Source organism: Priestia sp. 3CA3 (assembly GCF_056836725.1).
Genome location: NZ_JBXENJ010000002.1, coordinates 684,020 through 709,299, shown reverse-complemented (window position 1 = coordinate 709,299; position 25,280 = coordinate 684,020). Strand labels below are relative to the sequence as shown.

31 protein-coding genes are annotated in these 25,280 nt (G+C 36.4%); 21 read left to right on the top strand and 10 right to left on the bottom strand.

Going from position 1 to position 25,280, the window contains the following annotated elements:
* The first annotated feature begins 31 nt into the window (after positions 1 to 31).
* The 6 genes from AC1VNJ_RS08885 to AC1VNJ_RS08860 all read left to right on the top strand — a co-directional run bounded on the left by AC1VNJ_RS08885 (position 32) and on the right by AC1VNJ_RS08860 (position 5,324).
* Complete coding sequence (locus AC1VNJ_RS08885; RefSeq protein ID WP_115654590.1) at positions 32 to 790, top strand: IclR family transcriptional regulator; 759 nt, start codon at positions 32 to 34, stop codon at positions 788 to 790.
* A gap of 17 nt (positions 791 to 807) precedes the next feature.
* On the top strand, positions 808 to 1,761 hold the full coding sequence (locus tag AC1VNJ_RS08880; RefSeq protein ID WP_482640653.1) for a sugar kinase: 954 nt from the start codon (positions 808 to 810) through the stop codon (positions 1,759 to 1,761).
* A gap of 17 nt (positions 1,762 to 1,778) precedes the next feature.
* Positions 1,779 to 2,441: a bifunctional 4-hydroxy-2-oxoglutarate aldolase/2-dehydro-3-deoxy-phosphogluconate aldolase gene (locus AC1VNJ_RS08875; protein ID WP_154989998.1), complete on the top strand. Its 663-nt coding sequence runs from the start codon at positions 1,779 to 1,781 to the stop codon at positions 2,439 to 2,441.
* Complete coding sequence (dgoD, locus tag AC1VNJ_RS08870; RefSeq protein WP_013058319.1) at positions 2,428 to 3,576, top strand: galactonate dehydratase; 1,149 nt, start codon at positions 2,428 to 2,430, stop codon at positions 3,574 to 3,576. Before AC1VNJ_RS08875 ends, dgoD begins: the two co-directional genes overlap by 14 nt.
* A gap of 93 nt (positions 3,577 to 3,669) precedes the next feature.
* Positions 3,670 to 4,989 carry an MFS transporter gene (locus AC1VNJ_RS08865; RefSeq protein ID WP_482640652.1) on the top strand — a complete coding sequence of 440 codons (1,320 nt, stop codon included), beginning with the start codon at positions 3,670 to 3,672 and terminating at the stop codon, positions 4,987 to 4,989.
* Between the two features lie 98 nt (positions 4,990 to 5,087).
* Complete coding sequence (locus tag AC1VNJ_RS08860; protein ID WP_482640651.1) at positions 5,088 to 5,324, top strand: hypothetical protein; 237 nt, start codon at positions 5,088 to 5,090, stop codon at positions 5,322 to 5,324.
* 271 nt (positions 5,325 to 5,595) lie between these two features.
* Here AC1VNJ_RS08860 and AC1VNJ_RS08855 read toward each other — a convergent pair whose 3' ends face one another.
* From AC1VNJ_RS08855 to AC1VNJ_RS08845, 3 genes are all read right to left on the bottom strand, one after another.
* Complete coding sequence (locus AC1VNJ_RS08855; protein ID WP_482640650.1) at positions 5,596 to 6,027, bottom strand: branched-chain amino acid ABC transporter substrate-binding protein; 432 nt, start codon at positions 6,025 to 6,027, stop codon at positions 5,596 to 5,598.
* Positions 6,028 to 6,231, bottom strand: a complete 204-nt coding sequence (locus tag AC1VNJ_RS08850) for a helix-turn-helix transcriptional regulator (protein WP_033580110.1) — start codon at positions 6,229 to 6,231, stop codon at positions 6,028 to 6,030.
* 1,067 nt (positions 6,232 to 7,298) lie between these two features.
* Positions 7,299 to 7,634, bottom strand: a complete 336-nt coding sequence (locus tag AC1VNJ_RS08845) for a winged helix-turn-helix transcriptional regulator (RefSeq protein ID WP_033580111.1) — start codon at positions 7,632 to 7,634, stop codon at positions 7,299 to 7,301.
* 143 nt (positions 7,635 to 7,777) lie between these two features.
* Between AC1VNJ_RS08845 and AC1VNJ_RS08840 the strand changes: the two genes are divergently transcribed.
* Together AC1VNJ_RS08840 and AC1VNJ_RS08835 are read left to right on the top strand one after the other, a co-directional pair.
* On the top strand, positions 7,778 to 8,272 hold the full coding sequence (locus AC1VNJ_RS08840) for a lactoylglutathione lyase family protein (protein ID WP_047750190.1): 495 nt from the start codon (positions 7,778 to 7,780) through the stop codon (positions 8,270 to 8,272).
* A 299-nt stretch (positions 8,273 to 8,571) separates the two neighbouring features.
* Complete coding sequence (locus AC1VNJ_RS08835) at positions 8,572 to 9,612, top strand: zinc-binding dehydrogenase (protein ID WP_482640649.1); 1,041 nt, start codon at positions 8,572 to 8,574, stop codon at positions 9,610 to 9,612.
* Positions 9,613 to 9,663: 51 nt separating this feature from the next.
* On the opposite strand, the gene AC1VNJ_RS08830 is transcribed toward AC1VNJ_RS08835, so the two are convergent.
* Positions 9,664 to 9,831 carry a gamma-type small acid-soluble spore protein gene (locus tag AC1VNJ_RS08830; protein WP_033580113.1) on the bottom strand — a complete coding sequence of 56 codons (168 nt, stop codon included), beginning with the start codon at positions 9,829 to 9,831 and terminating at the stop codon, positions 9,664 to 9,666.
* Positions 9,832 to 10,871: 1,040 nt separating this feature from the next.
* Here AC1VNJ_RS08830 and AC1VNJ_RS08825 point away from each other — a divergent pair.
* Both AC1VNJ_RS08825 and AC1VNJ_RS08820 read left to right on the top strand, forming a co-directional pair.
* Positions 10,872 to 11,024, top strand: coding sequence for a hypothetical protein (locus AC1VNJ_RS08825; protein ID WP_155278278.1), 153 nt, complete (start codon positions 10,872 to 10,874; stop codon positions 11,022 to 11,024).
* A 944-nt stretch (positions 11,025 to 11,968) separates the two neighbouring features.
* Positions 11,969 to 12,169 carry a cold-shock protein gene (locus AC1VNJ_RS08820; RefSeq protein ID WP_033580115.1) on the top strand — a complete coding sequence of 67 codons (201 nt, stop codon included), beginning with the start codon at positions 11,969 to 11,971 and terminating at the stop codon, positions 12,167 to 12,169.
* 233 nt (positions 12,170 to 12,402) lie between these two features.
* On the opposite strand, the gene AC1VNJ_RS08815 is transcribed toward AC1VNJ_RS08820, so the two are convergent.
* Together AC1VNJ_RS08815 and AC1VNJ_RS08810 are read right to left on the bottom strand one after the other, a co-directional pair.
* Positions 12,403 to 12,603 carry a cold-inducible protein YdjO-related protein gene (locus AC1VNJ_RS08815; protein WP_033580116.1) on the bottom strand — a complete coding sequence of 67 codons (201 nt, stop codon included), beginning with the start codon at positions 12,601 to 12,603 and terminating at the stop codon, positions 12,403 to 12,405.
* A gap of 123 nt (positions 12,604 to 12,726) precedes the next feature.
* On the bottom strand, positions 12,727 to 13,380 hold the full coding sequence (locus AC1VNJ_RS08810) for a M23 family metallopeptidase (protein ID WP_014458934.1): 654 nt from the start codon (positions 13,378 to 13,380) through the stop codon (positions 12,727 to 12,729).
* 726 nt (positions 13,381 to 14,106) lie between these two features.
* Between AC1VNJ_RS08810 and AC1VNJ_RS08805 the strand changes: the two genes are divergently transcribed.
* The 6 genes from AC1VNJ_RS08805 to AC1VNJ_RS08780 all read left to right on the top strand — a co-directional run bounded on the left by AC1VNJ_RS08805 (position 14,107) and on the right by AC1VNJ_RS08780 (position 17,498).
* A complete protein-coding gene (locus AC1VNJ_RS08805; protein ID WP_071272130.1) occupies positions 14,107 to 14,412 on the top strand; it encodes a hypothetical protein in 306 nt (101 codons plus the stop codon).
* Positions 14,413 to 14,577: 165 nt separating this feature from the next.
* Positions 14,578 to 15,171 (top strand): YdeI/OmpD-associated family protein, encoded by a 594-nt coding sequence (locus AC1VNJ_RS08800; RefSeq protein WP_098113271.1) that lies wholly within the window; start codon positions 14,578 to 14,580, stop codon positions 15,169 to 15,171.
* Positions 15,172 to 15,313: 142 nt separating this feature from the next.
* Positions 15,314 to 15,685 (top strand): iron chaperone, encoded by a 372-nt coding sequence (locus AC1VNJ_RS08795; RefSeq protein WP_328132992.1) that lies wholly within the window; start codon positions 15,314 to 15,316, stop codon positions 15,683 to 15,685.
* 40 nt (positions 15,686 to 15,725) lie between these two features.
* Positions 15,726 to 16,433, top strand: a complete 708-nt coding sequence (locus AC1VNJ_RS08790) for a DNA alkylation repair protein (RefSeq protein WP_482640648.1) — start codon at positions 15,726 to 15,728, stop codon at positions 16,431 to 16,433.
* A 162-nt stretch (positions 16,434 to 16,595) separates the two neighbouring features.
* Positions 16,596 to 16,889 carry an RNA polymerase alpha subunit C-terminal domain-containing protein gene (locus tag AC1VNJ_RS08785; protein WP_482640647.1) on the top strand — a complete coding sequence of 98 codons (294 nt, stop codon included), beginning with the start codon at positions 16,596 to 16,598 and terminating at the stop codon, positions 16,887 to 16,889.
* Between the two features lie 123 nt (positions 16,890 to 17,012).
* Positions 17,013 to 17,498 (top strand): tetratricopeptide repeat protein, encoded by a 486-nt coding sequence (locus tag AC1VNJ_RS08780; protein WP_482640646.1) that lies wholly within the window; start codon positions 17,013 to 17,015, stop codon positions 17,496 to 17,498.
* A gap of 263 nt (positions 17,499 to 17,761) precedes the next feature.
* Here the strand turns inward: AC1VNJ_RS08780 and AC1VNJ_RS08775 are convergent, their stop codons facing one another.
* Positions 17,762 to 17,950, bottom strand: a complete 189-nt coding sequence (locus AC1VNJ_RS08775; protein WP_014458940.1) for a hypothetical protein — start codon at positions 17,948 to 17,950, stop codon at positions 17,762 to 17,764.
* A 501-nt stretch (positions 17,951 to 18,451) separates the two neighbouring features.
* Here AC1VNJ_RS08775 and AC1VNJ_RS08770 point away from each other — a divergent pair.
* The 3 genes from AC1VNJ_RS08770 to AC1VNJ_RS08760 all read left to right on the top strand — a co-directional run bounded on the left by AC1VNJ_RS08770 (position 18,452) and on the right by AC1VNJ_RS08760 (position 20,020).
* Entirely contained in the window at positions 18,452 to 18,679 is a 228-nt protein-coding gene (locus tag AC1VNJ_RS08770; RefSeq protein WP_033580126.1) for a hypothetical protein, read from the top strand.
* Positions 18,680 to 18,770: 91 nt separating this feature from the next.
* The gene (locus AC1VNJ_RS08765) at positions 18,771 to 19,619 is read left to right on the top strand and encodes a sialate O-acetylesterase (protein WP_482640645.1); all 849 of its coding nucleotides are present in this window, start codon (positions 18,771 to 18,773) and stop codon (positions 19,617 to 19,619) included.
* A gap of 80 nt (positions 19,620 to 19,699) precedes the next feature.
* A complete protein-coding gene (locus tag AC1VNJ_RS08760) occupies positions 19,700 to 20,020 on the top strand; it encodes a hypothetical protein (protein WP_482640644.1) in 321 nt (106 codons plus the stop codon).
* Positions 20,021 to 20,072: 52 nt separating this feature from the next.
* On the opposite strand, the gene AC1VNJ_RS08755 is transcribed toward AC1VNJ_RS08760, so the two are convergent.
* Entirely contained in the window at positions 20,073 to 21,248 is a 1,176-nt protein-coding gene (locus tag AC1VNJ_RS08755) for a NupC/NupG family nucleoside CNT transporter (RefSeq protein WP_047750239.1), read from the bottom strand.
* A 467-nt stretch (positions 21,249 to 21,715) separates the two neighbouring features.
* On the opposite strand from AC1VNJ_RS08755, the gene AC1VNJ_RS08750 reads away from it, so the two are divergent.
* A complete protein-coding gene (locus AC1VNJ_RS08750) occupies positions 21,716 to 21,922 on the top strand; it encodes a hypothetical protein (RefSeq protein WP_034267112.1) in 207 nt (68 codons plus the stop codon).
* A 54-nt stretch (positions 21,923 to 21,976) separates the two neighbouring features.
* Positions 21,977 to 22,648 (top strand): MOSC domain-containing protein, encoded by a 672-nt coding sequence (locus AC1VNJ_RS08745; protein ID WP_482640643.1) that lies wholly within the window; start codon positions 21,977 to 21,979, stop codon positions 22,646 to 22,648.
* Between the two features lie 57 nt (positions 22,649 to 22,705).
* On the opposite strand, the gene AC1VNJ_RS08740 is transcribed toward AC1VNJ_RS08745, so the two are convergent.
* Both AC1VNJ_RS08740 and AC1VNJ_RS08735 read right to left on the bottom strand, forming a co-directional pair.
* Positions 22,706 to 23,548 (bottom strand): C40 family peptidase, encoded by an 843-nt coding sequence (locus AC1VNJ_RS08740; protein ID WP_034267107.1) that lies wholly within the window; start codon positions 23,546 to 23,548, stop codon positions 22,706 to 22,708.
* Positions 23,549 to 23,852: 304 nt separating this feature from the next.
* Positions 23,853 to 25,277, bottom strand: a complete 1,425-nt coding sequence (locus AC1VNJ_RS08735; protein WP_165636326.1) for an NAD-dependent succinate-semialdehyde dehydrogenase — start codon at positions 25,275 to 25,277, stop codon at positions 23,853 to 23,855.
* Positions 25,278 to 25,280: the final 3 nt, after the last annotated feature.

Genomic DNA, 25,280 nt, shown 5'->3' with positions numbered 1-25,280 from the left:
ATCACATATGTGATTTAGAGGGGATTTCTTCATGTCAGTAAAATCAGCAGAACGTGTATTAAGGGTATTTGAATTAATTGCTCAACATCCCGAGGGGTTAACAGTAAAAGAAGTTAGCGATTTACTTTCGCTTCCGCAAAGCAGTACGTTTAATCTTGTGGGAACACTTCATAATGAAGGGTATTTGAATCAGGACTCATTAAAGAAGTACAAGCTAGGGCCAAAGCTAATTCAAATTGGAACAGCGGCTATGGAATCATTGGATATTTCTTCAGAGGGAAAACCGTATTTAAAGAAGCTGATGGAGGATGTTCAAGAAACTGTGTTTATGGCCTTGCTGTCAGATGGAGAATTGGTCTATGTTGTTAAGATTGATAATAATCGCTCTATTAGAACAACAGCTCAGCCTGGTAACCGAAAGCCGCTCTATTGTACAGGACTAGGAAAAACTTTTTTAGCTTTTCTTCCTAAAGATCAGCGAGAACAGCTGCTTGAACACACGGAGCTGCTGCCTATTACGGATTATACAATTACAGATAAAAAAGTTCTTAATGACAATCTAGATTCTTTTGTTCAAATGGGCTATGCGATTGATGATGAAGAAAATGAAGAAGGATTATTTTGCCTTGCTGCACCTGTATTTGGAGCGAAGGGAAGCATTCAAGCTGCTATTAGTGTAGCGGGTCCTAAGGAAAGAATGCTGAAGCATAAAGACTTTATTGTAGAAAGGCTGCTTCAAACAGCGACTAATATATCTTTTATTGCTGGATATGAAGAGGCAAAGAGATAAATGAAAAGAGGGGTAAAATGGATGTGATAAGCATGGGGGAAACAATGATTCTGTTTACCCCACACTCGAATGGAAAGATGAGATATGCTAAAGATTTTTCTTCTAAAATTGCCGGGGCAGAAAGTAATACGTTAATTGCCCTGTCAAAACTCGGTTATCAAACGGGATGGGTTAGCCGATTAGGAAAAGACGAGCTAGGAGAGCGGGTTCTTTCAAGTATAAAAGGAGAAGGAATAGATGTAAGGCATGTGATATTTGATGATCATGCTCCTACAGGTCTTTTTTTAAAGCAAAAAACAAATGAAATAAACAGTAAAGTCTTTTATTACAGACAAGGTTCAGCAGCAAGCTTTATGAATCCGCATGATATGAATGAAGAGTATATCTCTTCTGCCAAATATTTATACGTGACAGGAATAACACCTGCGCTGAGCGACTCCTGCCACGAAGCTGTTTTTCAAGCGATAAAAGCTGCTAAAAAAAATGGTGTAAAAATAGTGTTTGATCCAAATTTACGCAAGACACTTTGGGATGAAGAAACTGCGCGTCAAACACTCATTAAAATGGCTACATATGCGGATATTATTTTACCAGGAATGAACGAAGGTCAGTTTTTATTTGAAAAGGATAACCCTGAAGACATTGCAGCAGCGTTTCATCAATTAGGTGCAGAGTTAGTCGTTATTAAGCTAGGTGAGGAAGGAGCTTATTATTCGACTGAAAATGAATCCGCTTACGTAGAAGGCTTTAAAGTTGCTAGAGTAATAGATCCAGTAGGAGCTGGCGATGGGTTCGCCGCTGGGATACTATCAGGATTAATAGATAAATCTTCTTTAAAAGAAACGGTTAGAAGAGGGTGTGCTATAGGAGCTATGGTTGTAACCGTAGAGGGTGATATTGAAGGCTTGCCTGATAAGAAAGAGCTTTACGAATTTATGAATGCGATTACAAAAGAAGACGTTATACGATAAAAGAAAGGGGCTTACCCATGACGGATAGTTTATCACATTTATTAGAGCATAAAATCGTTGCGATTATTAGAGGAGCCAAACCGAAGGACGTAGTGAAAATTGCCTCTGCGCTTAATGACGGCGGTGTAAAAAATATAGAAATTACTCTAAATTCGCCTGACGCACTTTCAGCCATTAAAGAGGTTTCTACAGAGCTGGGTGCTCAAGTGCTAGTAGGAGCAGGTACAGTGCTTGATCCTGAAACAGCACGTTCAGCTATTTTAGCAGGTGCAAAGTTTATCCTTTCTCCAACGGTTAATATTGAAACTATTAAACTAACAAAAAGATACGGGGCGGTTAGTATCCCTGGTGCTTTTTCACCTACTGAAATTCTAACGGCATTTGAAAATGGGGGGGATATTATCAAAGTATTTCCTGCTAGGCTGGGTGCTAGCTATATTAAAGATATTCGAGGGCCGCTTCCCCATATTCCACTTCTTCCAACAGGAGGAGTAAGCTTAGACAATATTCAAGAATTTGAAGAAGCAGGTGCTGTAGGGTTTGGGATTGGAAGTTCTTTAGTAGATACAAATCGTGAAATTACTCATGCATACCTGCAGGAGCTAACACAAAAGGCTAAAGCATACGTAGCCGCAGTGAATGGTATAACGAAAGGGGAAAAAGTACATGAAAATTACTAATTATGAATTGTTCCAAGTGCCGCCACGCTGGTTATTTTTAAAAATAGAAACAGACGAAGGAATTGTTGGGTGGGGAGAACCTGTTATCGAAGGAAGAGCCTCTACCGTTAAAGCTGCAGTAGATGAGCTGATGGAGTATCTTATTGGCAAAGATCCACTAAATATTGAAGATCATTGGAACGTTATGTACCGAGGCGGCTTCTATCGAGGCGGACCTATTTTAATGAGCGCGATATCAGGAATTGATCAAGCATTGTGGGACATAAAAGGAAAATATTACGATGCTCCTGTACATCAACTGTTAGGCGGAAAAGCAAGAGAATCTATTAAAGTATATTCGTGGATTGGAGGAGACCGCCCTTCAGATGTAGGCGAAGCAGCAAGAGAAGTTGTTTCAAAAGGGTTTACAGCAGTAAAAATGAATGGGACAGAAGAGCTTCAATACGTAGATTCATATGAAAAAATTGATCAAGTAGTGGAACGTATCGCTGCTGTCAGAGAAGCAGTGGGGCCTTATGTAGGAATAGGTATTGATTTTCACGGACGAGTACATAAGCCAATGGCAAAAATTTTAGCTAAAGAACTAGAGGTCTATCGTCCAATGTTTATCGAGGAACCGGTTTTGCCCGAAAACAATGAGGCGCTAAGAGAAATTGCCAATCACGTATCCATTCCTATTGCGACAGGAGAAAGAATGTTTTCAAAATGGGAGTTTAAAAAGCTCTTAACGGACGGATACGTTGATATTATTCAGCCGGATTTATCACATGCGGGAGGAATTACAGAATGTAAGAAAATTATTTCGATGGCTGAAGCCTTTGATGTAGCGGCTGCGCCTCATTGCCCGTTAGGACCAATTGCATTAGCGGCGTGTCTTCAAGTAGATGCAACGTGCCACAACGCATTTATTCAAGAGCAAAGCTTAGGCATTCACTATAACCAAGGCAGTGATTTACTAGATTATATTGTTGATAACCACGTATTTAAATATGAAGAAGGATTCGTGAAAATTCCTGATGGACCTGGCTTAGGTATTGAAATTAATGAAGACCATGTTAGAAAAATGGCTGATATCGGTCATAACTGGCGTAATCCAGTATGGCGTCATAAAGACGGTTCTGTAGCGGAATGGTAAAGGGGAAACCATTTTAGTACGGGAGATCTGATTGACAAATGACCGTCAGTCAGATCTTCTTTTTAAACTAGTCATATACAGGGGGATAAGGGAATGAAGGGGTATAGCGAAAAGCCGACTCGCATTAGATTTCGTGTTTTAGCATTTATTTTCGTAAGTGTTGTCATCAACTATATGGATCGAAGTAATATTTCTGTAGCCGCCACAGCCATGTCCAAGGATTTAAAGCTATCATCCGTAGAACTAGGTCTTATATTTTCAGCCTTTGGATGGGCTTATGCCGCTTTACAAATACCAGGGGGGGTAATGGCTGACCGTTTTGGTGCTCGTGTTACGTATGCCGTTAGCTTAATCACCTGGTCTATTGTTACATTATTACAAGGATTTACTAAGGGATTTGTGAGTCTTTTTGGTCTGCGTCTAGCGACAGGAGCGTTCGAAGCACCGGCTTTTCCGACCAATAATAAAGTAGTTACCAGCTGGTTTCCAAATCAGGAAAGAGCATCAGCAATTGCTTTTTATACTTCAGGACAGTTTGCAGGGCTAGCATTTTTAACACCTACATTGGTGACCATTCAGCACTTTTTAGGGTGGAGAGGTCTGTTTGTTACTACAGGGGTTATTGGTATAGCATGGGGTATTATATGGTACATCTTTTATCGTGATCCTTCTCAACATAGCAAAGTAAATAAAGCAGAATTGCAGCATATCGAAGAAGGTGGAGGCTTAGTTAAAGCTGCTGATACGAAAGGAGAAAGAGCAAAGTTCGAATGGGGAAATCTTAAAGAAGCCTTTTCTCACAGAAAGCTATGGGGCATCTACTTAGGACAGTTTGCCGTAAACTCTACTTTATGGTTCTTCCTTACCTGGTTTCCAACGTACCTTGTGGAATACAGAGGGTTAGATTTCTTAAAATCAGGATTCTTAGCATCAGCTCCGTTTTTAGCAGCGTTTGTAGGAGTATTATTATCTGGCTTTGTATCTGACGCCTTAGTGAAAAAAGGAGTATCACTAGGTATTGCAAGAAAAACACCTATTATCGTAGGACTGCTTTTATCAACTTCAATCATTGGAGCCAATTATGTAAATAGCACATCTCTCATTATCATGTTTATGGCTATTGCGTTCTTTGGAAATGGTCTGGCTTCTATTACATGGGTCTTTGTCTCAACGCTAGCGCCTAAACACTTAGTCGGTTTAACAGGCGGAGTTTTTAACTTTATCGGCGGTCTAGCTTCTATTATCGTTCCGATTGTTATTGGTTTCTTAGCAAAAGGAGGCAACTTTGCTCCAGCGCTAGTATTCATAGCGGCATTGGCCCTTTTAGGAGCACTTTCGTACATCTTCCTTGTAGGGAAAGTGGAAAGAATTAAAGTGGTTAAAGATGAAAAATTGAATCGAGATATTGTGTAAGGCTGTTTATAGTTTTTTAGGAATCATACATCTGGAATTATTTGTGGTGGGATTAAAAGAGAATTTGTAAAAATTCCATTAAAGAAAGAGCATAAATTTTGAATGATGCATCTGATGTAAGAATTGAACTTTTTAGAGATAAAAAAAATTCTACTAGTAAATATGGAATTGTTCATTCAGAAAGAGAAACATTGGATAGAGACGATAAAGACCCTTTTTACTTTGCGAATTTCCCACTGTCTGAAAAAGCTAAGAAGCTAGAAGTAGTGATCACATGGAAAGAAAAAGGCAGCGATAGAGGCTATCAAGAGCGATTTACGTTTAGTCAAGATTAACGAATAAGCAAATCAAAGACCGTCCATAATTTTAGAAATTATGGACGGTCTTTTTTATAGATTGCTTCGTAAGTAACATATATGACGAATAGGGCTATAAAAGTAATGCCTATTTCTATAAACAATCCGCAGATTATCCCTTCAACACATATTTGACCATTATAAAAAGATACGCCCATACTTAACACCTCTATATATACCGGTGTTAAAGTATATGTTTAAGTAGTCTTTTCTAGTTACCATAAAACCTCTTATAGGAAGTATTTATGATTTATTCTTCATCATCTTTAGACCGTTTTTTTATTAAAAAATAACCAAATGAAAAAGTTCCTAAAAAACATAAAAATATAACTGAACCAATTATTATACTATCAGCCAAGCTATTATCAGATGTTATCTTTGTTAGTAAGCCAAAAATAACTCCGACAGCTAAACAACATAGTACTAATAAGTAATAAGGAATTTTTCTAATTTGTTTCTCATTTTCATAGGAGTCAACAGAAATACTCAAGTTCAAATACCCTAATATAACGCTAGTAAGTATCAAGACTAGCCATATAGGATTGTTGGTAATATTATTGAATCCTTTCGTAATGCCGTCGTATATTACAATTCCCACAAGTGCCAAAGTTTGAAAAGCAAACGCAAAACGAATATTCTTTAAGTTCTTAATAACAAGTCTTTCGTCTGTTATTACTTTCATTTAAATCTCCTCCTGATCAACCCAAAAAATCTCATCTAAGGTTTTATTGACTGCATAACATATTTCTAAGCAAAGTTTTAATGTAGGATTATATTTTCCTTTTTCAATTAGACTAATGGTTTGACGAGTAACACCAACTTTTTCAGCTAATTGATGCTGAGTTAAATCAGCCTGTACACGAAATATTTTTACATTGTTTTTCAATATAAACCAATTCCTTCCTAATTTAAGTGTAACATATATATTACATTATTCAATATATATGTTACATAAACCTCGAATTAAACTTACATAATCCATATTCTGGAAAACAAATAAAGACAGCAGCCAATATAGAATTAGCTGCTGTCTTTATTTGTAGGTTTAGTTTTCATAAAAATCCCTGCTAATCCAATGAAAATAGCAGATACAAGTAATGCAGTTACTCCCTGCTTTAAAATAAAGCTAAAGACCATTACAGAAAGTAAGCTTAACAAAAACATTAATTTGACTAACATATTTCTCTTATTCATTTATAATCATCTCAATTCTGCGTACGGATAACATATAAAATTATTGTCGTTGCTCTCTTTGTCCAACAATCCAAGCTAAAACTAAAATAGAAGCTGTTACTACTGAAGCTGTAAACATAACTATATTCACCTCTTATTCCTTATAATTACATTTTAACACATTAAAAAGATAGAAAAGTGAATGAATACAATATTCATTGCTAGTTTACATAAACACTCTTTCCAGAAAACACGAAAAAAGAGAACCCTTATGGGAGTAAGGGTTCTACAAGGGTCACTTTTATAGAATATTCAGCTTTTTATACATCCTTGATATGACGAATTTTTCCTTACAAGTAGTTGAAGAGATGATGCATAAAAAGCGCACCTTTTATTCATATGCAGCAACACGTTGAAAATATCCTTTAATTACATAAAATGGTAATATTCTTATATTTCAATACTTCGGATACGTATGAACAAACCCTTATAAAAAAGCAACCTCGTTCATTGGCCACTCCATGCCGAGGTTGCTTTTTTATAACGTTATTCAAGTTCTAATCTTCACTCAAAGCTTTCGACCATCTCATTTTCTGATGCTCTTAACCATTTTTAAGGGTGAGTTAGATTTCCTAATACTGTATAACCCTTAGTACAACTTAATTTAATATGTACAAGATTACATTTTAACGGTATTGCTTCCTATATACCAGTTCTTAATTGATTACCAAGATTTAGAGTATTTTACGATAGGCAAATATTTTTGTCAAAGCTCTCCAATCAAAAACCTTCTCCATGTTCTTTCCCCCATGTATGCATCAGGTCTAAGATGGGCATTAACGTTTTTCCCTTGCTGGTTAAGGAATAGTCCACTTTAGGTGGTACAGTATTGTATTGAGTCCTATTAATTAAGTCATCTTGCTCAAGTTCTTTTAATTGTTTCGTCATTACTTTATGGCTCACACCAGGTAACAAATGACGTAATTCACTATACCTTAATGTCCCGTCTGCGCCTAAATGCCATAGGATCACCGTTTTCCATTTGTTACCTATTTTTCCTAATGTATATTCAATAGAACATTTTAATTTTCCTGTATCGTCTATCGGAGTGCTCATTTCATTCTTCAGTCCTTTCTTACCTTTAGGTTAGTTTCTTACAAAAAAGTGCGTTCTTCCATAATTTAAAATTGTGAAATACACTATTTATGTGTTCGACAGCAAACACTAAAATCATTAAAAATATTGGAGGAATATAAATTATGTTCACATATCCTAAAACATTTTCTCATATTGGTCTTTCAGTACCTAACCTAGATGAGGCAATTAAATTCTATACTGATGTGTTCGGTTGGTACGTTATTATGGAACCTTCAGATGTAGAAAATGATGATACACCTATCGGTCAAATGTGTCGAGATGTATTTGGAAATGACTGGGATAAATTCAGAATTGCACATTTAGCTACGGGAGATAAAATTGGCGTAGAAATGTTTGAGTTCCCTGAAAATGAAAAACCTGAAAATAACTTTGAGTATTGGAAAACAGGCATTTTTCATTTCTGCATTCAGGATCCAGATATTGAAGGTCTTGTAGAGAAAATTAAGCAACATGGTGGTAAACAACGTATGCCTATCAGAGAATATTACCCAGGAGAAAAACCATATAAAATGGTTTATGTAGAAGATCCATTTGGAAATATTTTTGAAATTTATACGCATAGTTATGAGTTAACTTATTCACAAGGCGCTTACTAATAAATAATCTCTTTCCACCAGCAAAATCTTTTGCTGGTGTTTTTTATTATATGGTAGCGCCATGTTACAAAACAATAAAAAAGAGAGTTTATTAATATTTCTAAATTTAATGATCCAATGGTTTTTGACATTGCGAAACAGAAGTAAAAAGAAAAGGCCGTAAAAGTATACTGACTCCAAACTTGATGATAATAGAAAGAAGAGTGCATAATGAAATATGCATGTTTTTTTCTAAACTATAAGCAGCCTTATGAAATATATTAAAAACTATATTCGTAAAAAAAGAAGGGGACTGTTCTATGAAAGCTGTACAAGTAACAGGGTATGGAGACGTAAGTAAATTGAGCCTAGTGGAAATTCCTATACCTGAACCGAAAGAAAATGAAGTTCTTATAAAAGTAAAGGCCTGTGCTATTAACAATACAGAAATTTGGATGAGAGAGGGTGCTTACGGTACTGACTCAAAATCTGGATGGCGACCGGAAGGAGTCCAGTTTCCACGTACACCAGGATCTGATATAACGGGAAAAGTAGTAAAAGCAGGAAAATTAGTAGAGGCGTCTATAGTGGGAAAAGATGTTGTTTTATTCCCTTTTATATCTAGTGGCGAAGAAGGGTACGAACATATTGCTGATGATATGTCTTTTATAGGTTCAGAATACGATGGCGGTTATGCTGAATATGTGGTTTGGCCTGCTGAACTTTGCTTTGACATGCCCCTATCAAGCTATTCAGAAAGTGCTGTTTTTTCGGTAAGTGGGTTAACTGCTTGGCACATGGTCAACCAAATTCAAGCTCAACCAGGTGAGACAGTTATAGTAACTGGAGCAAATGGTGGTGTGGGATCATTAAATGTACAGATTGCCTCTAAAGTCTTTGGTGCTAAAGTTATTGCAATCACGGGGGACTTAGAGAATCAAGAAAGAATTAAGGAATTGGGAGCCACACACGTAGTATCATATAAATCTGATACTCTTTCAGAAGACATTTTAGAACTGAACGGAGGTCCGGTCGATTCCGTTCTAGATGTTGTAGGAGATGCTTTGTTTTCCATATCTCTTCAAGTTTTAAAAAACGGAGGGAAATTTTGCATTTCAGGTTCTGCTGGTGGTCAGCATACAAACTTTGATTTTAGAACATTGTATCTAAAACATATTACAATGTATGGATCTGTGTTGGGAACGAGAGCAGAGTTTAAAGATATGCTTAAGGCAATTTCTGAGGGGAAAATTAAACCGGTTATCGATAAAATTTTCCCTTTAGACAAAGCAAAAGAAGCCCAAGTTTATTTTAAAAATAAAGGGAAGTTAGGGAAGATTTTATTACTTCCCGAAGAATAACTTTGTATCACAAAGGGTTCTTTCAACGAGCATGAAAGAACCCTTTTAACATTATTTTTGGTTTTTGTTTGCTTGAGCGTTTTGACGTTTAACGTGTTGTACGTCAGTCTCGCTAGCAAATTCCGTACCGTATTTGCCAGAAGATGCTTGAGCATTCTTTTGCTTCACGTGTTGTACATCTGTTCCTGAAGCTGTCTTGTTAGAGTATTTGTTTTCCATTACTATCACCTCCACAAGAATTAATATATCCAAGTGGAGAGACAGTATCCTTAGAAGTACCTGGTAAGAAAAAATTGAAAATTTCAGGAAGTATTGTGCATATCACTATGAGGCAACAGAACGTATTTAAAAGCTATAGTAATCAACATTGCGTTGATTTAAATTGCCTTGAGGCAATTAAGCTTTGGAGTTGAAAAATAGAACAACCTGCTGCCACTCTAAGCGAGTTGTTCTATCAGGTAACATGTACAAGAAAACATCGTCAATAGTTTGTTCGAATTTTTACCGATTATATATTATAATTCTTAGGCAGCATACTCTTAAGATAATTCGTTGTGTAATTTTAGAATAGATGTACACCTTAAAATAGAGAGGTGTATAAAACCATGAAAAAGAATAGACTATTTTTAATACTGTTAGTTATCACTTGTTGGTCCAGCTTTTCATTTATGAAAGGCAAAGATTTTAAACGTTTTCTTCCAGCGTCCATTGCTATTTGTATGGTAACTAAATACCTTAATTCTTATGCTAAGAGAAAGAATTTTTGGTCTTTTAAACAAAGTATACATCCGAAAATTCCTGGCGAAGATGTGTGGACATGGGGGCCCTTTTTTACTGTATCTATGTGGGTGCTTAAATCCACATACCGTAAATTGCCTCTGTATATAGCTGTAAACTTTATGATTCATACTACATTTACATTTGTAGTTGTACCCAAATTAAAAAAGGTTAGCATCTTTAAGCTTAAGAAAATTAATCCTTTTCAGTATGTAACCATTTTGACTGTTAGACAACTCCTGTTATATGGTTTTCAACATATGAGTGAGTTTATAATGTCGAAGAAACTAGAGATAAAGTCGGATAATGGGAAGCATTAATAGGGGCATTCCTTTATTAGGTTATTTGGTAAGTGATAAAAGTATCTGGCTACAAGACACGACAAACACCTTCTAAATAGCTGATTGTTTCTTCAGCTGTCTCTACTTGAAAGTAGAGACAGCTTTTTTAAACTTCTCATCGCTTTTTTCTCGGCTACGTATATGAAAGACGAAGAAGACATTGGTTTTGTTCCCAAAGAAGTTGAATTTTTAGGTGGAGAAGATTTAAGTGCAGTATTAGTCCACGGATATGCTAATGGTAAAGAGAAGAAAAAAGAGGTGTCTGTCACAGTAGATTATGGTGATGATTACTGAGTAACAGGGTACGGATACAATTAAAGAAAACCTATGTAGAAAACTCTGTACACCTTAATGGAAGCCTTACATACAAATAAACAAGTATACCTTAGATAGTATGTATAACAAAAACGAGATGCAAACGATTATGCATCCCGTCATGTGAAGAAGGAAAAATCAGCTTTTAATGCAGCATATGATCTTTAAGGAACACCTCATTTACGTAATTCCATTGCCTAATGAAACAGTCACTTGAAAAAGTATATTCTCTTTAACAAACACCTCATTTAAGCATTGAACTAAAAAAATATACAATGTGAACGAAATCGTTCTTGGTCTGGGACAAACACCTCATTTGTATAGTGATAAATGAATATTATTGTCTACCCATTATATATATTCTTACTACGTTCATGACTACCATCCCCTTATGAATCAAACATACATCGATTTACAATAAGGTTTTCTGAAATAGGCCTGCTGTAGACACCTCATCCAAATGTAAGAAGCTTTGTAATGATTAGTTGTAATCAATAACTTGTTTTCCTTCTTCCCTAATTAGAATATCCCAATAGCCTCTTTATAATTCAGTAAAGTTAACAGGTGTTTTTTGGATTACATATATCCTTTATTTATAAGAAAGGTTAAATAGTAAATTATCATGAATAGCTATAATAAATGGAGATATATACATATTCAATATGCTCAGGCATTTATAAGCTATGCTACATATGCCTACCATAAGTCTTGGTAGGGGAAAGATGAATAGGTAGAACTTGTTGAAGGGGATATTTTTCTTGTTTGCTATCAATCCTACTATGTGTTACACTACAGATAACTTATTTTTGTTCGGTATATTGAGAAAAGAAAAAACCCTAAGTAGAAGTTTTTATCTTGAAATAGTATGTTTGGGCAAGATTAGTAATACATTTGTGGAGTATTCCACAGCAGGAGGCAACATTATGACACAAGGTACAGTAAAATGGTTTAATGCAGACAAAGGTTTCGGTTTCATCGAAGTTGAAGGCGGAGAAGATGTATTCGTTCATTTCAGTGCTATTCAAGGTGAAGGTTTCAAATCATTAGAAGAAGGTCAAAAAGTTACTTTTGATATCGAGCAAGGTCAACGCGGAGCACAAGCTGCTAACGTTCACAAAGCATAATTAAAAGTGATAAAAAAAGACTCCTGTGAAGGGGTCTTTTTTTTATGGTGTCATAATTAGTATACTATTGGTTCAATAGAAAAACCCAGGCTTTAAAAAAGCCTGGGTTTTAGACAAGACGATTGGTACAAGGTTAACTAGTTATAACATACAACAGAAATAGAAAGCAAATAGGAACCAAGACTTCTTTATGGATAAATAGTGTTTAATCTTTTAGAAAGCATAGGTTTATATTATTTTTTATGCGGATTACGGGGGATTTTATCAATAAGCCGTTTTTTAGCTTCCATCTGACTTTTACACAAAGGACATTTCTGATGACTATCGTAAGAGAAGTCTTTCCTCATCCAGCCTTTACACTCTTCTACTGTACATTCCCAAATTTCTGTTTCCTCTTGAATCGGAGGTTCTTGATTTCTTTTACTATAATGCATATTAATCACTGCTCCTCTCTTTAGAAGTATGCCTTATAAAGAGAGCATACATACTAGACTTGAGTCAATAACTTGGACACAAAAAAACTGTCTCAAATAAGACAGTCTAAAAACGAACCTCTATTAGAAAATAGGTAAATTATCTTCAGTCGATGATTGATAGCCATCACCTAAAATCCAAATTTGCTGATTATCTGGTGCGGAGTTCTTAGTGTATAAGACACTTTTTGGTGAAAGCACAGTGCTAGCTGTACCTGCTTTGATAATGTTAGAACTTGAACCTAAAGTTGGAGAGTATTGATAGTTTACAGTATCTGTATCAATTTCAAAATGTAAGTGTGCTCCTGTAGAATACTTTCCTGTGTTTCCGTAAATACCTAAAGACGTATCTTTTGTGACGCTTTGACCTTTTGCTACTTTTATTGATGCAAGGTGATTATAACGAATTACAATGTCTTTGGTCGCTTTTGTACTATGAATGTATGCTTGAGGATATTTTACTATAATCGTATTACCTAGAACCCCATCATATCCAGTGGCTAAAACTTTCCCTTTACCACTTGCCCAAACTGTACGATTACTTGTTGCTGAGACTAAATCCCAACCGTAATGTTTGAAGCCAAACTTTTGTTGGTATTTAGTATTGAGGTATCCGGCTGTAATTCGTGCATTATTAATTGGTTGAATTAACTTTTGCGAAGCCGCCTCTGCAAACGTTGGTAAAGCTATTCCCATAGAAAAAACAAATAATGTAACTAAACTAAGTATTTTTTTCATATTACCCTCCTTTTTTGTCTATATTATCATATAAATGTAATAAAAAATCCAAATTTACCAAAAAATAATATTTTGCATTAAAGATACAATCTATATACACCTATGCATTCATGTAGTGACCTTGGTTTAACTATGATTAAAGAAAATCAATATTCTGAAAGGAAGCTATATATTTTTTCTAATAGATACAATTATTGTGCTAGAATCAAACAACTCATGTTTTATAAAACATGAGTTGTTGTTAAACTAATTTTTTCTACAATTATATAATGTTTATTAATAGTGCCTGTAGAACAATGTCCAACAATTGAAATATTCTTTATTATAGATTCGACGTTATTCATAGAAATAATTTGGAAAACTTTAGAGTTTTCATTGAAAAAAGAACATTTGTTCCTATATAATATAGAGAACGAATGTTCTTTTTTTGTAGGTTCTTTGAATCTAGTATGAGTAGCTATCAAACAGAGTCATTATATGTACCGACATGAAGGCATTCCTTGCTTTGTTTTGTTTCTCTATATTAAATGCAAACGTTGAAGAAGAGGAGAAAATGAGATTGTTGGAGGATATTGTAATCAGCGTAAAAGAAGCCCATGCGCTTGCCAAAACGATTGTTTAAATTTGGCTTTCCCTTTAAGAACACCCCACTATACCATCACCTTAAAAGGAAAAAATAACCAATATATAAATTATATAAAATTAGTTTTCGAAGGAGAAATAACATTGAACTCTACACTCAATAATTCAGAAGATATAAAAAGGGAAGAAGGACAAAAGCAGCTGCTTGAAAAAAGTCTTCAAGCTCATAGAAATAAAAAATGGATAATCAACTTTACTTGTGCTATATCTTTTCTTTTAGCAGTATTATGTTTTTGCTTCCAAGTGCCAGACGCTATAATTATTACTGTTATCTTATTGTTCATATGTGTAACTTTCCAAACCGCACATAAAATGTTAGATAGAAAAATAGAGCTGCGCTTGAAACGTATAAAGCAGGATCATAGAAAGACCATATTCAAGATAAAATAAATCCTAACTTCCTGCTTGAAATGTTTATAATTTTAACAACTATCAAGTCAATTGAAGAAGGGCATTTCCTACATTTGAAGAATAGTAACACCATTAAATGAATTGACGGCTGACTATATCATTGCGAGAGCGACAGGTTAAAAAATTGAAGAGGAGTGTTCCTTGATGACAAATAGCAAAATGAATCCTAAGGTTGATGAATTTTTAACTAAAGCTAAAAAGTGGAAAGAAGAATATGAGACGTTGAGAAAGATTGTTCTTGACTGTGAGTTGACCGAAGATTTTAAGTGGATGAATCCTTGTTATACGTTTGAGAAAAAAAACATTGTTTTAATACATGGTTTTAAAGAATACTGTGCGTTGCTGTTTCCTAAAGGTTCTCTGTTACAAGATTCTCATGGTATTCTAATTCAACAAACGGAGAATGTACAAGGGGCGCGACAAATTCGGTTTACCAATGTGCAAGAAATAGTTGAAAAGGAAGCTATCTTAAAGGCTTATATCTATGAGGCTATTGAGGTGGAAAAAGCGGGATTGAAAGTCAAAGTTAAAAAGCCTGAAGAACTCATTATTCCTGAAGAGCTACAGCATAAATTTGATGAAATACCTGCTTTAAAAGATGCTTTTACTACATTGACTCCAGGACGACAAAGAGCATATATTCTTCATTTTTCTGCGGCCAAACAATCTAAGACTCGAGCATCAAGAGTTGAAAAATGCATTCCAGACATTCTTAATGGAAAAGGATTAAATGATTAGTACATTTTATTTAAAACATGGCTAATATAAATTGTTAATGTATTTGAGTTAAAAATGAAATAAGGCTAAGTGAACTGACTGATGTTCGCTTTGTGTAAAAGTAGAGTAGATTAAAAAAAATTTTACTTTAGGAGAAGATGCTATGGAAGTTTTTGCAGAATATTTAGCGCGTATAGATAGTCCTGACCACCGTGACCGAACAGAGGAGGTTTTGGCTTGGATTGCTAATACTTTTCCGAATTTGGAGCCACAAATCAAATGGAATACGCCAATGTTTACTGATCATGGAACATTCATCATCGGCTTTGCCTCAGCGAAACATCATTTGAGCGTTTCACCTGAAGAAAAAGGCATTGCGCACTTTAATCATGACATTGCTCAGGCTGGATATAGCGCTACCAAAGGTCTGTTTCGAATTCTATGGACTGAGAGGGTAAACTATGAATTACTTAAGAAAATAATCGAGTTTAATATCTTAGATAAGAAAGACTGTTCAACTTTTTGGCGTAAATAAAAAGCAGATTATGAACGGAGAAGAAGGAGGGTACAGAACGGTGGACTTTGAAATGGTTATGAAAGAACTTGAAGCGCTTGGCACAGAACGAATTAAAAAGACTTACATAAACAATGGTGCACACGATCCACTTTTTGGAGTGGCAACAGGAAAAATGAAGCCGATTGCAAAGAAAATCAAGAAAAATCAGGCTTTGGCCGAGCAGCTTTATGCGTCTGGAAATTACGATGCTATGTATTTTGCTGGTATCATTGCAGACCCAACAGAGATGACTGCGGAGGATTTTGAGCGTTGGATTGATAAAGCGTATTTTTACATGATATCTGATTATGTAGTTGCAGTCACTTTGTCAGAAACCGATTTTGCGCAAGTTGTTGCTGATAAATGGGTGGCAAGCGGTGAAGAATTGAAAATGTCGGCAGGTTGGAGTTGCTACTGCTGGCTTTTGGGGAATCGTCCTGACGATGAATTTAGCACAAGCAAGATTGCCGATATGCTTAATCAAGTGAAAAATACGATTCACGATTCTCCAGATCGAACGAAATCGGCTATGAATAATTTTATCTATACAGTCGGTGTTTCATATTTGCCACTTCATGAAAAGGCCCTTGAAACTGCAAAGGCAGTAGGTCCAGTCGAAGTTAAGAAGGATAAGAAAAAAAGTAGTATTCTTCTTGCTTCCGAAAACATTCAAAAGGATATAGATAGAGGACGGATTGGTTTCAAACGCAAACATGTAAGGTGTTAGCGTAATTTGTAATGGAGCTGTACTATCTGAAACGAGACTAACAAGCATTTAATAATAATTAGCTTACTATACGCATGATGTTCTGTTTCTCCATAAATCATCCATTGCAGAAGTGGCAGGGGATAAAAGCTAAAAAACTCTTGAGAAAAGGAGAGATTAAAAATGAAAATCCAAAAGGGAAATCTAAGAATCTGTCATAAAGGACACAAATACTATAAAAGCAGTAGCTGTCCGACCTGCCCAACCTGCGAGCAAGAACGCAAACCTGAAGATGGATTTCTTTCCATGCTATCAGCACCAGCAAGACGAGCATTGGAAAGCAACGGGATAACTTCTTTGCAGCAGCTATCAACATTTAGTGAAAAAGAGATATTACAATTTCATGGTATGGGTCCTGCTTCTTTACCTAAACTTAAAGCAGCTTTGCAGGCCAATGGGTTAGCCTTTAAAAATTAAATATTAAGGATAGTTAAAACAAGAAATAGATCTGGATAAAGTGTACAAATACGCTGAATTTCTGGATATGCAAGGATGTTAAGAGATAAATAGGGGGAAAAAGAAGGGTTGGAGATTTAAGTGATGAATAACAAACTAGATAAAGCATTAGCGTTACGAAAGAATGGAAATCACAAAGAATCTAACGAGTTGCTAAGTGAATTAGTTAAGGAATTCCCAGACAATGCTTTATATAACTATCAATGTGCTTGGAGCTTTGACGTATTAGGAGAAGAAGAAAAGGCAGTGCCCTTTTACGAAAATGCCATAAAGATAGGATTACCCTCTAAGGATATGGAAGGTGCAGTATTAGGATTGGGCAGCACATATAGAGCCTTGGGGGAATATAAAAAGTCAAAAGAGACATTTTTAAAAGGGATGGAATTATTCCCAGATAATCATGTAATTAAAGTGTTTTATTCCATGACTTTATACAATTTAAAAGAACATAGCAAAGCGATGGAACTGTTACTGAAATGCTTAATAAGTACGACAAATGACAATGAAATACTAAGTTATAAAAAAGCCTTACATTTCTATTCAGATAAACTAGATCAGACTTGGAAGTAGCTTATAAAATTCACTGAAATACACGTTCCTTTCCTGAAACGAGGAGAGGACTTTTTTGTAACAATATTGGCAGGTCTCCTTTGATAAAATGACTTTTAAAATGATAGACTGTGAAGAAATACATTTAAACTATAGGAGGCTTTGTTGGGTAAGAAAGCCCTTACATATTATATATGTCTAATATGTAAGGAGCCCTATAAGAATTACATTTGAAATAGGAGATTCCTGCTTTGGATCTTGCGCTTCTTTTTTTGTTGAAGCACTTATGTTTGTACCACTCTATCCTTACTAAACTCTTCTTCAATTAGCTTATCCATGAGAAAATGATAAAAAACGTGATAATTCGTTTTAGTTAGTTTGTCCAGTTCCTGGTGAGTGATGATATTATGTTGGATGAGTAAACCTATAGCAGCTGATATACAATTTACTTTTAAATCTTCTTCCCCTAACATATAAATCACCTTCCCTTATTTACTAAGTAACCCATTCTATATAATAGGCATACTTAAGACACGGACTCATATAAGCTCTTTTCTCAAATTATGGATCTCGTGCTGATAAAAAATGATCATAAAATATTCTCAACACTTTTTGATGCATATTGTTATCTTTATATACTTTGCTTTTTTTTCCTGCAAAAAAAACAAAATGATTTCAATTTTCCCTTATTATGGAATGTTGTATTTGTTTTTAACAGTTAGAGAAGCTTTTGAGCGCTCAGTATGTATCTGAATGTCAACACCAAGAACTTATAAACGCCATCCGAGGAAAGTGAATGATGGACTTTATTTTAATTGGTTCTTATTATTTATCTTATGTAAATGTGGCTTTCCTGTAAGTGAAAAAGGCAACTTTAACTATGTCATAAACTTCCCTGTAGGTAATTATTAAATTATATAGGGAAATTTACAGCTCAATAAAATACTGTTATTACAAGTTAGTGAGGTAGAAGTATGAAAGAAACCAATAGTAAGAATTTAAAATCGGAAATTATAAAAAAGCATGAGGTATTATTTGCAAAGAGATTGGAGCTTGAGAGTGAAGCAAGCCGTTTGATGTTAGAAATTAATTTATTAGACGCACAGAATACTCTTAATAAAGTAAGTCAGTTAAACCAACAGATAGATGATATAACCTCGGAAATGGATTATTTGAAACAAGCTCTTGAAGCCATTAATTAAGCTATATATCAAAGTGTAACTAATTCTATAAGTATAAGCACGAGCAAATTTAAAAAAAGTGATCAACATGGAAGAGAAAGAAGGTATTTCGATGAAATCTATATTATTAATTGGACAATCAAATATGGCAGGCAGAGGATTTATTGGGGACGTACCGCCGATTTATAATGAGCATATACATATGTTACGAAACGGCAGGTGGCAAACGATGGCAGAACCACTTAATTTTGATCGTCACATATCTGGTGTTGGGCCGGCAGCCTCTTTTGCTCAAGCTTGGACAGAGGATCATCCGGGCGAGTCCATTGGGTTAATACCATGTGCCGAGGGAGGAAGCTCAATTGATGAGTGGACAATTGACGGACTATTAACCAGACACGCGATTTCTGAAGCGAAATTCGCAATGGAAACAAGTGAGTTAGTGGGAATTCTGTGGCATCAAGGAGAAAGCGACAGTTACGGAGAACGTTATAAGACGTATGAAGATAAACTGCTTTCATTATTTAAACACTTGAGAGAAGAATTGAATGCACCAGATATCCCGATTATTATTGGTGAGTTGGGACATTACCTTGGAGAAGTCGGATTTGGAAAAAGCGCCGTAGAATATAAACAAATAAATCAGATATTATCTAAAGTTGCCCATTCTGAAAAAAATTGTTATTTTGTAACATCAAAAGGCTTAACAGCAAATCCAGATGGCATTCATATTGATGCCGTCTCTCAAAGAAAGTTTGGATTAAGATACTATGAGGCTTTTTCGAAACAAAAGCATGTGTTAGATGTTTTGGACATTGAGCATGAATGGATTGAAAAGGAAGCAAAGCGTGAACTAACTAAAAATGAACGTATATTTGTTGAAAGTATGAAGTTTGCCTTGGGACAATTAAGTTTTGAGGAGTTTTCTCTTAATATCTCTATTATTAATGAAAGTAAGTAAAGCAGAATTAAAAGGTTGAGGCAGATTACAGGATAAATCCAACAGAAAGCTTGCAGTATTGCTGAAGAAGGAGAAAAGCAATGAAAAAAGCTCTCATTTTTTGTTCAGTCCTTATACTCCTAGTCTTAGTAGGAGGAATTTACATCAATCATTCTAAAGAAAAAAAAATGGAGCAAAAACAAAATGATCAAATGTTCCATAAGGCGGAGCAGGCAGCCATTACATATTTTAAAGAAAAAAGACATAAAGACCTAGTGGTGGAAAAAGCAGATTTTGCGGACCATGGTTTTGATTATATAGAGGTAACGGGGAAGGTGAAAGAAGATAACTCTAAGCAATACGTAGTAAACGTCAGCTACAATGATAACTACCGCGTTACTTCTATTGTAGATATGGATTAAAAACAGATAGAAAATGCTAAAAAAGCACTCACCACAAGTGAGTGCTTTCTCATTAAATAAACAATCCAACCATAATACCTGTTAAAATCGATCCCATTGTCGCTACTAACAGCATCTTCAATCCGAACTTTGCAACGCGTGAAGCTTGTTCGCCATTGATTGCTTGGATCGTACCAAGAACGATCCCAATTGAGCTGAAGTTTGCAAATGAGATTAAGTAAGCTGATACGATACCGACTGTTTTTTCAGAAAGGTGAGGCATCATTTTTTGGAAGTCAAGCATGGCAACGAATTCGTTTGCTACTACTTTTGTTCCCATTACGCCACCGGCTCTCATCAGTTCGTCTGCCGGGATACCCATGATAAAGGCAATTGGGTAGAAGATATAGCCTAAAATGTCTTGAACCGTTAATCCGATGACACCGTTTAATACGTAGTTCACTAATGCTAAAAGACCAACGTACGTTACAAGCATAGCTGCTACGATTAACGCAACGCGTCCGCCGTCTAGGGCTCCGTCACCGATTGCTTCAAACAGCGTGCCTTGTTTAGCAGGCGCTTTGATATCGACTTCGTTTTCATCTTCTACTTTTACTGGTGCAACGATAGAAGAAACGATTAAACCAGAGAATACGTTTAGCGGAAGGGCAATTAATACGTATTCCGCCGGAATCATCTGCATGTATGCGCCTAGAATCGAACAAGAAACGGATACTAAAGACGTTGTTGTAACGATAAATAAACGGTTTGGTGTTAAACCTCCGATGTGGTTTTTCACCGCAATTAGCGCCGTTGTATCACCAAAAATCATCGCGTTCACGGCTGTGAAGCTTTCAATTTGGGGAAGTCCGGTAATTTTTGAAACAAGTCCTCCGATATATTTGATCCCAAAGGGTAAAATACGAGAGTAGTTTAAAATACTTAATAATGCTGAAACGAATACAATCATAACTAACGTTTGGATAAAGAAAATGCCTTTTCCTGCAAGATCTCCAAACACGAACGAAATTCCGTCGTTACCAAATGATAAGATCTTTGTAAATACACTTGTGATAAAGTCAAGCACCTTGCGACCAATCGATGTATTCATCATAAAAGCAGAGATAGCAAGCTGGATGACAAGCATAACTGCGATGCCTTTATAGTTGATAAGTTTCTTGTCGTTTGACATGAGGAATGCAACTGCTAAGATAATTACAATCCCGATAATTCCCATTAAAATTGACATTTACTTTTCTCCTTACATGTATCCTATATTTATAAAAGAGGGACGTGCATAGAAATGACTATGTAAATCGGCCTCTATTTTATACAAAAACGGAACTTCTACGCCAATTTTGTTAAAAATGGGCAAAATTTTTTAGGCCATTATAAAAAATGACGTAATTGTAAAATAATATTTACTATGTGCTAATATGTAAAAAAACATGCAGAAATGACATAATAACTTATATTTCGACAGCCTCTACTATCTTAAATCATTTTGAACAAAAGAAAAAGGGGAAATGAAGATATTTTTAATATAATTGTGAAATATTTTTAAAAATTTATGATACTTCCGGTTCTTGGAATTACAGCATGAGAAGTAAAAAAGAGACAAAATCACTTATCATATGCTGTTTAAGAGAAATTTTTCCTTTTTAATGGTAGAATATTCATGAATAATGACAAAGTAAAAGTACAAAGGAGTTAACAATGAATAGTATTCAAACCTTTTTTTCAAAGCATCCCAAATGGTCGTATACCGGAAATTTTGTGGTAACACTGGTGTGCGTAGCGGTGTTCCCATCTTTATTTATGCCGACCGTTTCAGGAGTGCTGCTTGGATTTGTCGCAGCTACCGCTATTACTTATGCATTAGGACTTAAGTGGAAGCCGCTGAGAGAGCTAACAAGTAAATAAAATGCTCTATAAGTGTGGTAAACTAGTAAAAATGATAAAAGAGGTGTAAACATAATGACAACACCCGAGAGAAGGCTGATTCATTTAGCAACCGCCATGCCTGAACAAATGGCATACGGCTCTGACAAAGAAATGCGGACAGGTATCTGCAAAAAGCAAGTAGACGAAACATTTTTAGCAAAAGAAGGGTTTCAAGGGGACGGCGTAGCGGACTTAAGGTATCACGGCGGACCCGATCGTGCGGTGTGCGTGTATCCGTATGAGCACTATAAAAAATGGAATGAAGAGTTTGATACGGAGCTTCCCATGTCTGCGTTTGGAGAAAATCTTGTCTTAGCGGGCATGGTTGAAAAAGACGTATGCATTGGAGACGTTTATCAAGTGGGAGACGCCGTTATTCAAGTGACGCAAGGGCGAAACCCATGTGACACGATTACAAAGAGAACGGGCGTTAAAGGGATTTTAAAACGAATGATTGAGACAAGCTATACCGGCTATCTTTGCCGGGTGCTGAAAGAAGGTACGATTACGAAAGACGCGAAAGTGAAATTAATTCAAGCTCATCCGGACCAAGTATCCGTGTGGTTCACGCTTGATTTATATTTCCATCATTCAAAAGATGTAGAAGGGATGCAGCGGGCTTTAGAAGTGGCTGAGCTAGCTGAAGACTGGAAAAATAAATTTCAAACGCGGATTGAAAAGGCGCTTTCTGTCGCGCAGCGATAAAAAGTAAATGCCCTCCAATCGTTAGAACGTATCTAACGATTGGAGGGCATTTTTTTCTTAGAAGCGTCCGTATCCTAAGAAATGATCTTGATAGTAAGAAACATCTAGGTCAGCTACTGCTACACCGTGTGAACCAGCATGAATCATTTGGCCGTTTCCGATGTAGATTCCCATGTGAGATGGGCCGCTTGTGTATGTGTTTTGGAAGAATACTAGATCGCCTGGTTGTGGAGACGAAATTTTTGTCGCCATGTTCCAGTAGTTAGCTACGCTTGTACGTGAAATGCTGTGACCGCTATGGTTGAACACGTATGCGATAAAGCCTGAGCAGTCAAATCCGCTTGGTGTGTTTCCTGCCCATTGGTAAGGTGATCCTACTAAACTACGTGCAACATTTACTGTGCTTCCAGAAGCCGTGCTTGTTGTTGGAGCAGGTGCTGGTGTGCTAGTTTCTTTTGCTGCTGATGTAGATGCAGATGCTGTAGAAGTAGAAGGAGTTGATGTGCTTACACCTTTTACTTGGCTTGCGCTTGGTTTACCTGATGCAATTGTTACATAGCTTGAGCTTTTTGAAATCCATTTGTTTGGTGCAATTTCAACTAAGCCGTTTGCTTCTTTTAAAATAGCAAACTCTTGACCTTGTGTTGCCGTTCCAACAACTGGAGATGAAAAGCTAGCTCCTTGACGAATATTTAACGCACTCACGTTTACGATGACTTTTTGATTAGTAGTAGTTGCTTGTTGTTGAGGTACGCTTGGCGTTACCTTTTCTTGTACGGGTGCTGGTGCAGCGCCTCCGTCATTTGCACTTGCTGAAGTTGTGCTAAATGTTAGGGCAGCGGGAACAAGTAATGCTGCTAACCCCATATTCATAACTGTACGATTTGCTTTCTTTAGCATGTTCTTTCTCCCTTTCCATAACTTGTTTTATTCACAACTGTGAGTCTATCAATCCTGACAGGAAAAGTAAACATCTAATTCCAAATTACGACATTTTGTAACATAGTTTTAATATTAAAGGGCGATATAAGTAGAATTGTCACCATCTCTGTAATAATTCTGACAATTTATCTAGGTAGAAATGTTTAGGAGATTCATAGATTTATTAGAAAATATGTAAGAAGGATGGAATTTTTCCGTTTTTCCGTTAAAAAAGAGGGTGCAAAATAAAAACCAGCAGCTAAATAGCTGCTGGTTTTTAGGGTTATAGTCCCATTGAAATATATTTCACTTCTAAATAGTCTTCGATGCCGTAATGACTTCCTTCACGGCCAAGACCGCTTTCTTTGAAGCCGCCGAATGGAGCCTGTGCGGCTGATGGAGAGCCGTCGTTTACCCCAACAATTCCGTATTCTAATTCTTCAGAGATATACGTTGCTTCTTTGATGTTTTCTGTGAAAACATATGCCGCCAAGCCGTAAGGGCTGTTGTTTGCTCGATCGATCGCTTCATCAATTGTTTTAAATGTAGCGACAGGAGCCAGAGGGCCAAACGTTTCATCAAACATACAGTTCATGTCATCAGTTACATTCGTTAAAATAGTCGGTTCCATAAAAAATCCGTTTTCCGTTGTCACGGCTTGTCCGCCGAGAACAATTTCAGCGCCTTTTGCTTTGGCATCTTCAATTTGTTTTTGAACTTTTTCAACGGCTTTTTCGTTGATAAGAGGGCCTACGTCCGTGTCTTTTTCCAAGCCGTTTCCTACTTTTAGCTCAGCTGTTTTTTCTTTGAATTTTTCAACAAACGCTGCTTCAATCGATTCGTGCACGTAAATGCGGTTTGTACAAATACACGTCTGGCCGGCATTAATAAATTTAGATGCGACTGCGCCTTCAACGGCTGCGTCAAGATCAGCGTGTTTTGTGACGATGAACGGGGCATGTCCGCCAAGTTCAAGCGATAATTTTTTGACCGTATCCGCTGCGCCGCGCATTAAATGTTTTCCGACAGCTGTTGAACCTGTGAATGTTAGCTTGCGGATGCGTCCGTCTTTTTGCCACGTATCACCGATTGCCGCTGCGTCTCCTGTTACAACATTTAGTACACCTTTTGGTACGCCGGCTTCTTCTGCCAGTTCAGTCAAGCGAAAAGCCGTAAACGGCGTTTCTTCAGATGGTTTTAACACGATTGTACAGCCTGCAGCAAGAGCCGGAGCTACTTTACGTGTAATCATGGCTGCCGGGAAGTTCCACGGTGTAATCGCTGCAACGACGCCAACCGGCTGTTTTTTTACAGTGATGCGCTTGTTTTCGTAAGGTGCTGGAATCGTTTCTCCGTAGATGCGTTTTCCTTCTTCAGCAAACCAAGCGATATAGTCATTTCCGTATTGAATTTCGCCTTTTGCTTCTTCAACCGGCTTTCCTTGTTCCGTTGTCATGATTTCAGCTAATTCATCTTGATGCTGTTCAATGAGCTGATGCCACTTCATTAAAATGGTACTGCGTTCTTGCGCCGTTTTTTTCGACCACGTTTTAAAAGCTGTCGCCGCGGCATCAGCAGCCGCTGCGGCTTCTTTTTCTCCGCCTTTTGGAATATGGCCAATCACTTCTTTTGTTGCGGGATTTACTACGTCAATTGTGTCTTCAGTCGTTTTCCATTCTCCGTTAATATACAATTTATTTGGGTACATGAT

Coding starts and splice junctions, on each gene's coding strand:
- AC1VNJ_RS08885 (WP_115654590.1), top strand. CDS start 32: ATGTCAGTAAAATCAGCAGAACGTGTATTAAGGGTATTTGAATTAATT.
- AC1VNJ_RS08880 (WP_482640653.1), top strand. CDS start 808: ATGGATGTGATAAGCATGGGGGAAACAATGATTCTGTTTACCCCACAC.
- AC1VNJ_RS08875 (WP_154989998.1), top strand. CDS start 1,779: ATGACGGATAGTTTATCACATTTATTAGAGCATAAAATCGTTGCGATT.
- dgoD (WP_013058319.1), top strand. CDS start 2,428: ATGAAAATTACTAATTATGAATTGTTCCAAGTGCCGCCACGCTGGTTA.
- AC1VNJ_RS08865 (WP_482640652.1), top strand. CDS start 3,670: ATGAAGGGGTATAGCGAAAAGCCGACTCGCATTAGATTTCGTGTTTTA.
- AC1VNJ_RS08855 (WP_482640650.1), bottom strand. CDS start 6,027: ATGAAAGTAATAACAGACGAAAGACTTGTTATTAAGAACTTAAAGAAT.
- AC1VNJ_RS08845 (WP_033580111.1), bottom strand. CDS start 7,634: ATGAGCACTCCGATAGACGATACAGGAAAATTAAAATGTTCTATTGAA.
- AC1VNJ_RS08840 (WP_047750190.1), top strand. CDS start 7,778: ATGTTCACATATCCTAAAACATTTTCTCATATTGGTCTTTCAGTACCT.
- AC1VNJ_RS08835 (WP_482640649.1), top strand. CDS start 8,572: ATGAAAGCTGTACAAGTAACAGGGTATGGAGACGTAAGTAAATTGAGC.
- AC1VNJ_RS08830 (WP_033580113.1), bottom strand. CDS start 9,831: ATGGAAAACAAATACTCTAACAAGACAGCTTCAGGAACAGATGTACAA.
- AC1VNJ_RS08825 (WP_155278278.1), top strand. CDS start 10,872: ATGAAAGACGAAGAAGACATTGGTTTTGTTCCCAAAGAAGTTGAATTT.
- AC1VNJ_RS08820 (WP_033580115.1), top strand. CDS start 11,969: ATGACACAAGGTACAGTAAAATGGTTTAATGCAGACAAAGGTTTCGGT.
- AC1VNJ_RS08815 (WP_033580116.1), bottom strand. CDS start 12,603: ATGCATTATAGTAAAAGAAATCAAGAACCTCCGATTCAAGAGGAAACA.
- AC1VNJ_RS08810 (WP_014458934.1), bottom strand. CDS start 13,380: ATGAAAAAAATACTTAGTTTAGTTACATTATTTGTTTTTTCTATGGGA.
- AC1VNJ_RS08800 (WP_098113271.1), top strand. CDS start 14,578: ATGACAAATAGCAAAATGAATCCTAAGGTTGATGAATTTTTAACTAAA.
- AC1VNJ_RS08795 (WP_328132992.1), top strand. CDS start 15,314: ATGGAAGTTTTTGCAGAATATTTAGCGCGTATAGATAGTCCTGACCAC.
- AC1VNJ_RS08785 (WP_482640647.1), top strand. CDS start 16,596: ATGAAAATCCAAAAGGGAAATCTAAGAATCTGTCATAAAGGACACAAA.
- AC1VNJ_RS08780 (WP_482640646.1), top strand. CDS start 17,013: ATGAATAACAAACTAGATAAAGCATTAGCGTTACGAAAGAATGGAAAT.
- AC1VNJ_RS08775 (WP_014458940.1), bottom strand. CDS start 17,950: ATGTTAGGGGAAGAAGATTTAAAAGTAAATTGTATATCAGCTGCTATA.
- AC1VNJ_RS08770 (WP_033580126.1), top strand. CDS start 18,452: ATGAAAGAAACCAATAGTAAGAATTTAAAATCGGAAATTATAAAAAAG.
- AC1VNJ_RS08765 (WP_482640645.1), top strand. CDS start 18,771: ATGAAATCTATATTATTAATTGGACAATCAAATATGGCAGGCAGAGGA.
- AC1VNJ_RS08760 (WP_482640644.1), top strand. CDS start 19,700: ATGAAAAAAGCTCTCATTTTTTGTTCAGTCCTTATACTCCTAGTCTTA.
- AC1VNJ_RS08755 (WP_047750239.1), bottom strand. CDS start 21,248: ATGTCAATTTTAATGGGAATTATCGGGATTGTAATTATCTTAGCAGTT.
- AC1VNJ_RS08750 (WP_034267112.1), top strand. CDS start 21,716: ATGAATAGTATTCAAACCTTTTTTTCAAAGCATCCCAAATGGTCGTAT.
- AC1VNJ_RS08745 (WP_482640643.1), top strand. CDS start 21,977: ATGACAACACCCGAGAGAAGGCTGATTCATTTAGCAACCGCCATGCCT.
- AC1VNJ_RS08740 (WP_034267107.1), bottom strand. CDS start 23,548: ATGCTAAAGAAAGCAAATCGTACAGTTATGAATATGGGGTTAGCAGCA.
- AC1VNJ_RS08735 (WP_165636326.1), bottom strand. CDS start 25,277: ATGTACCCAAATAAATTGTATATTAACGGAGAATGGAAAACGACTGAA.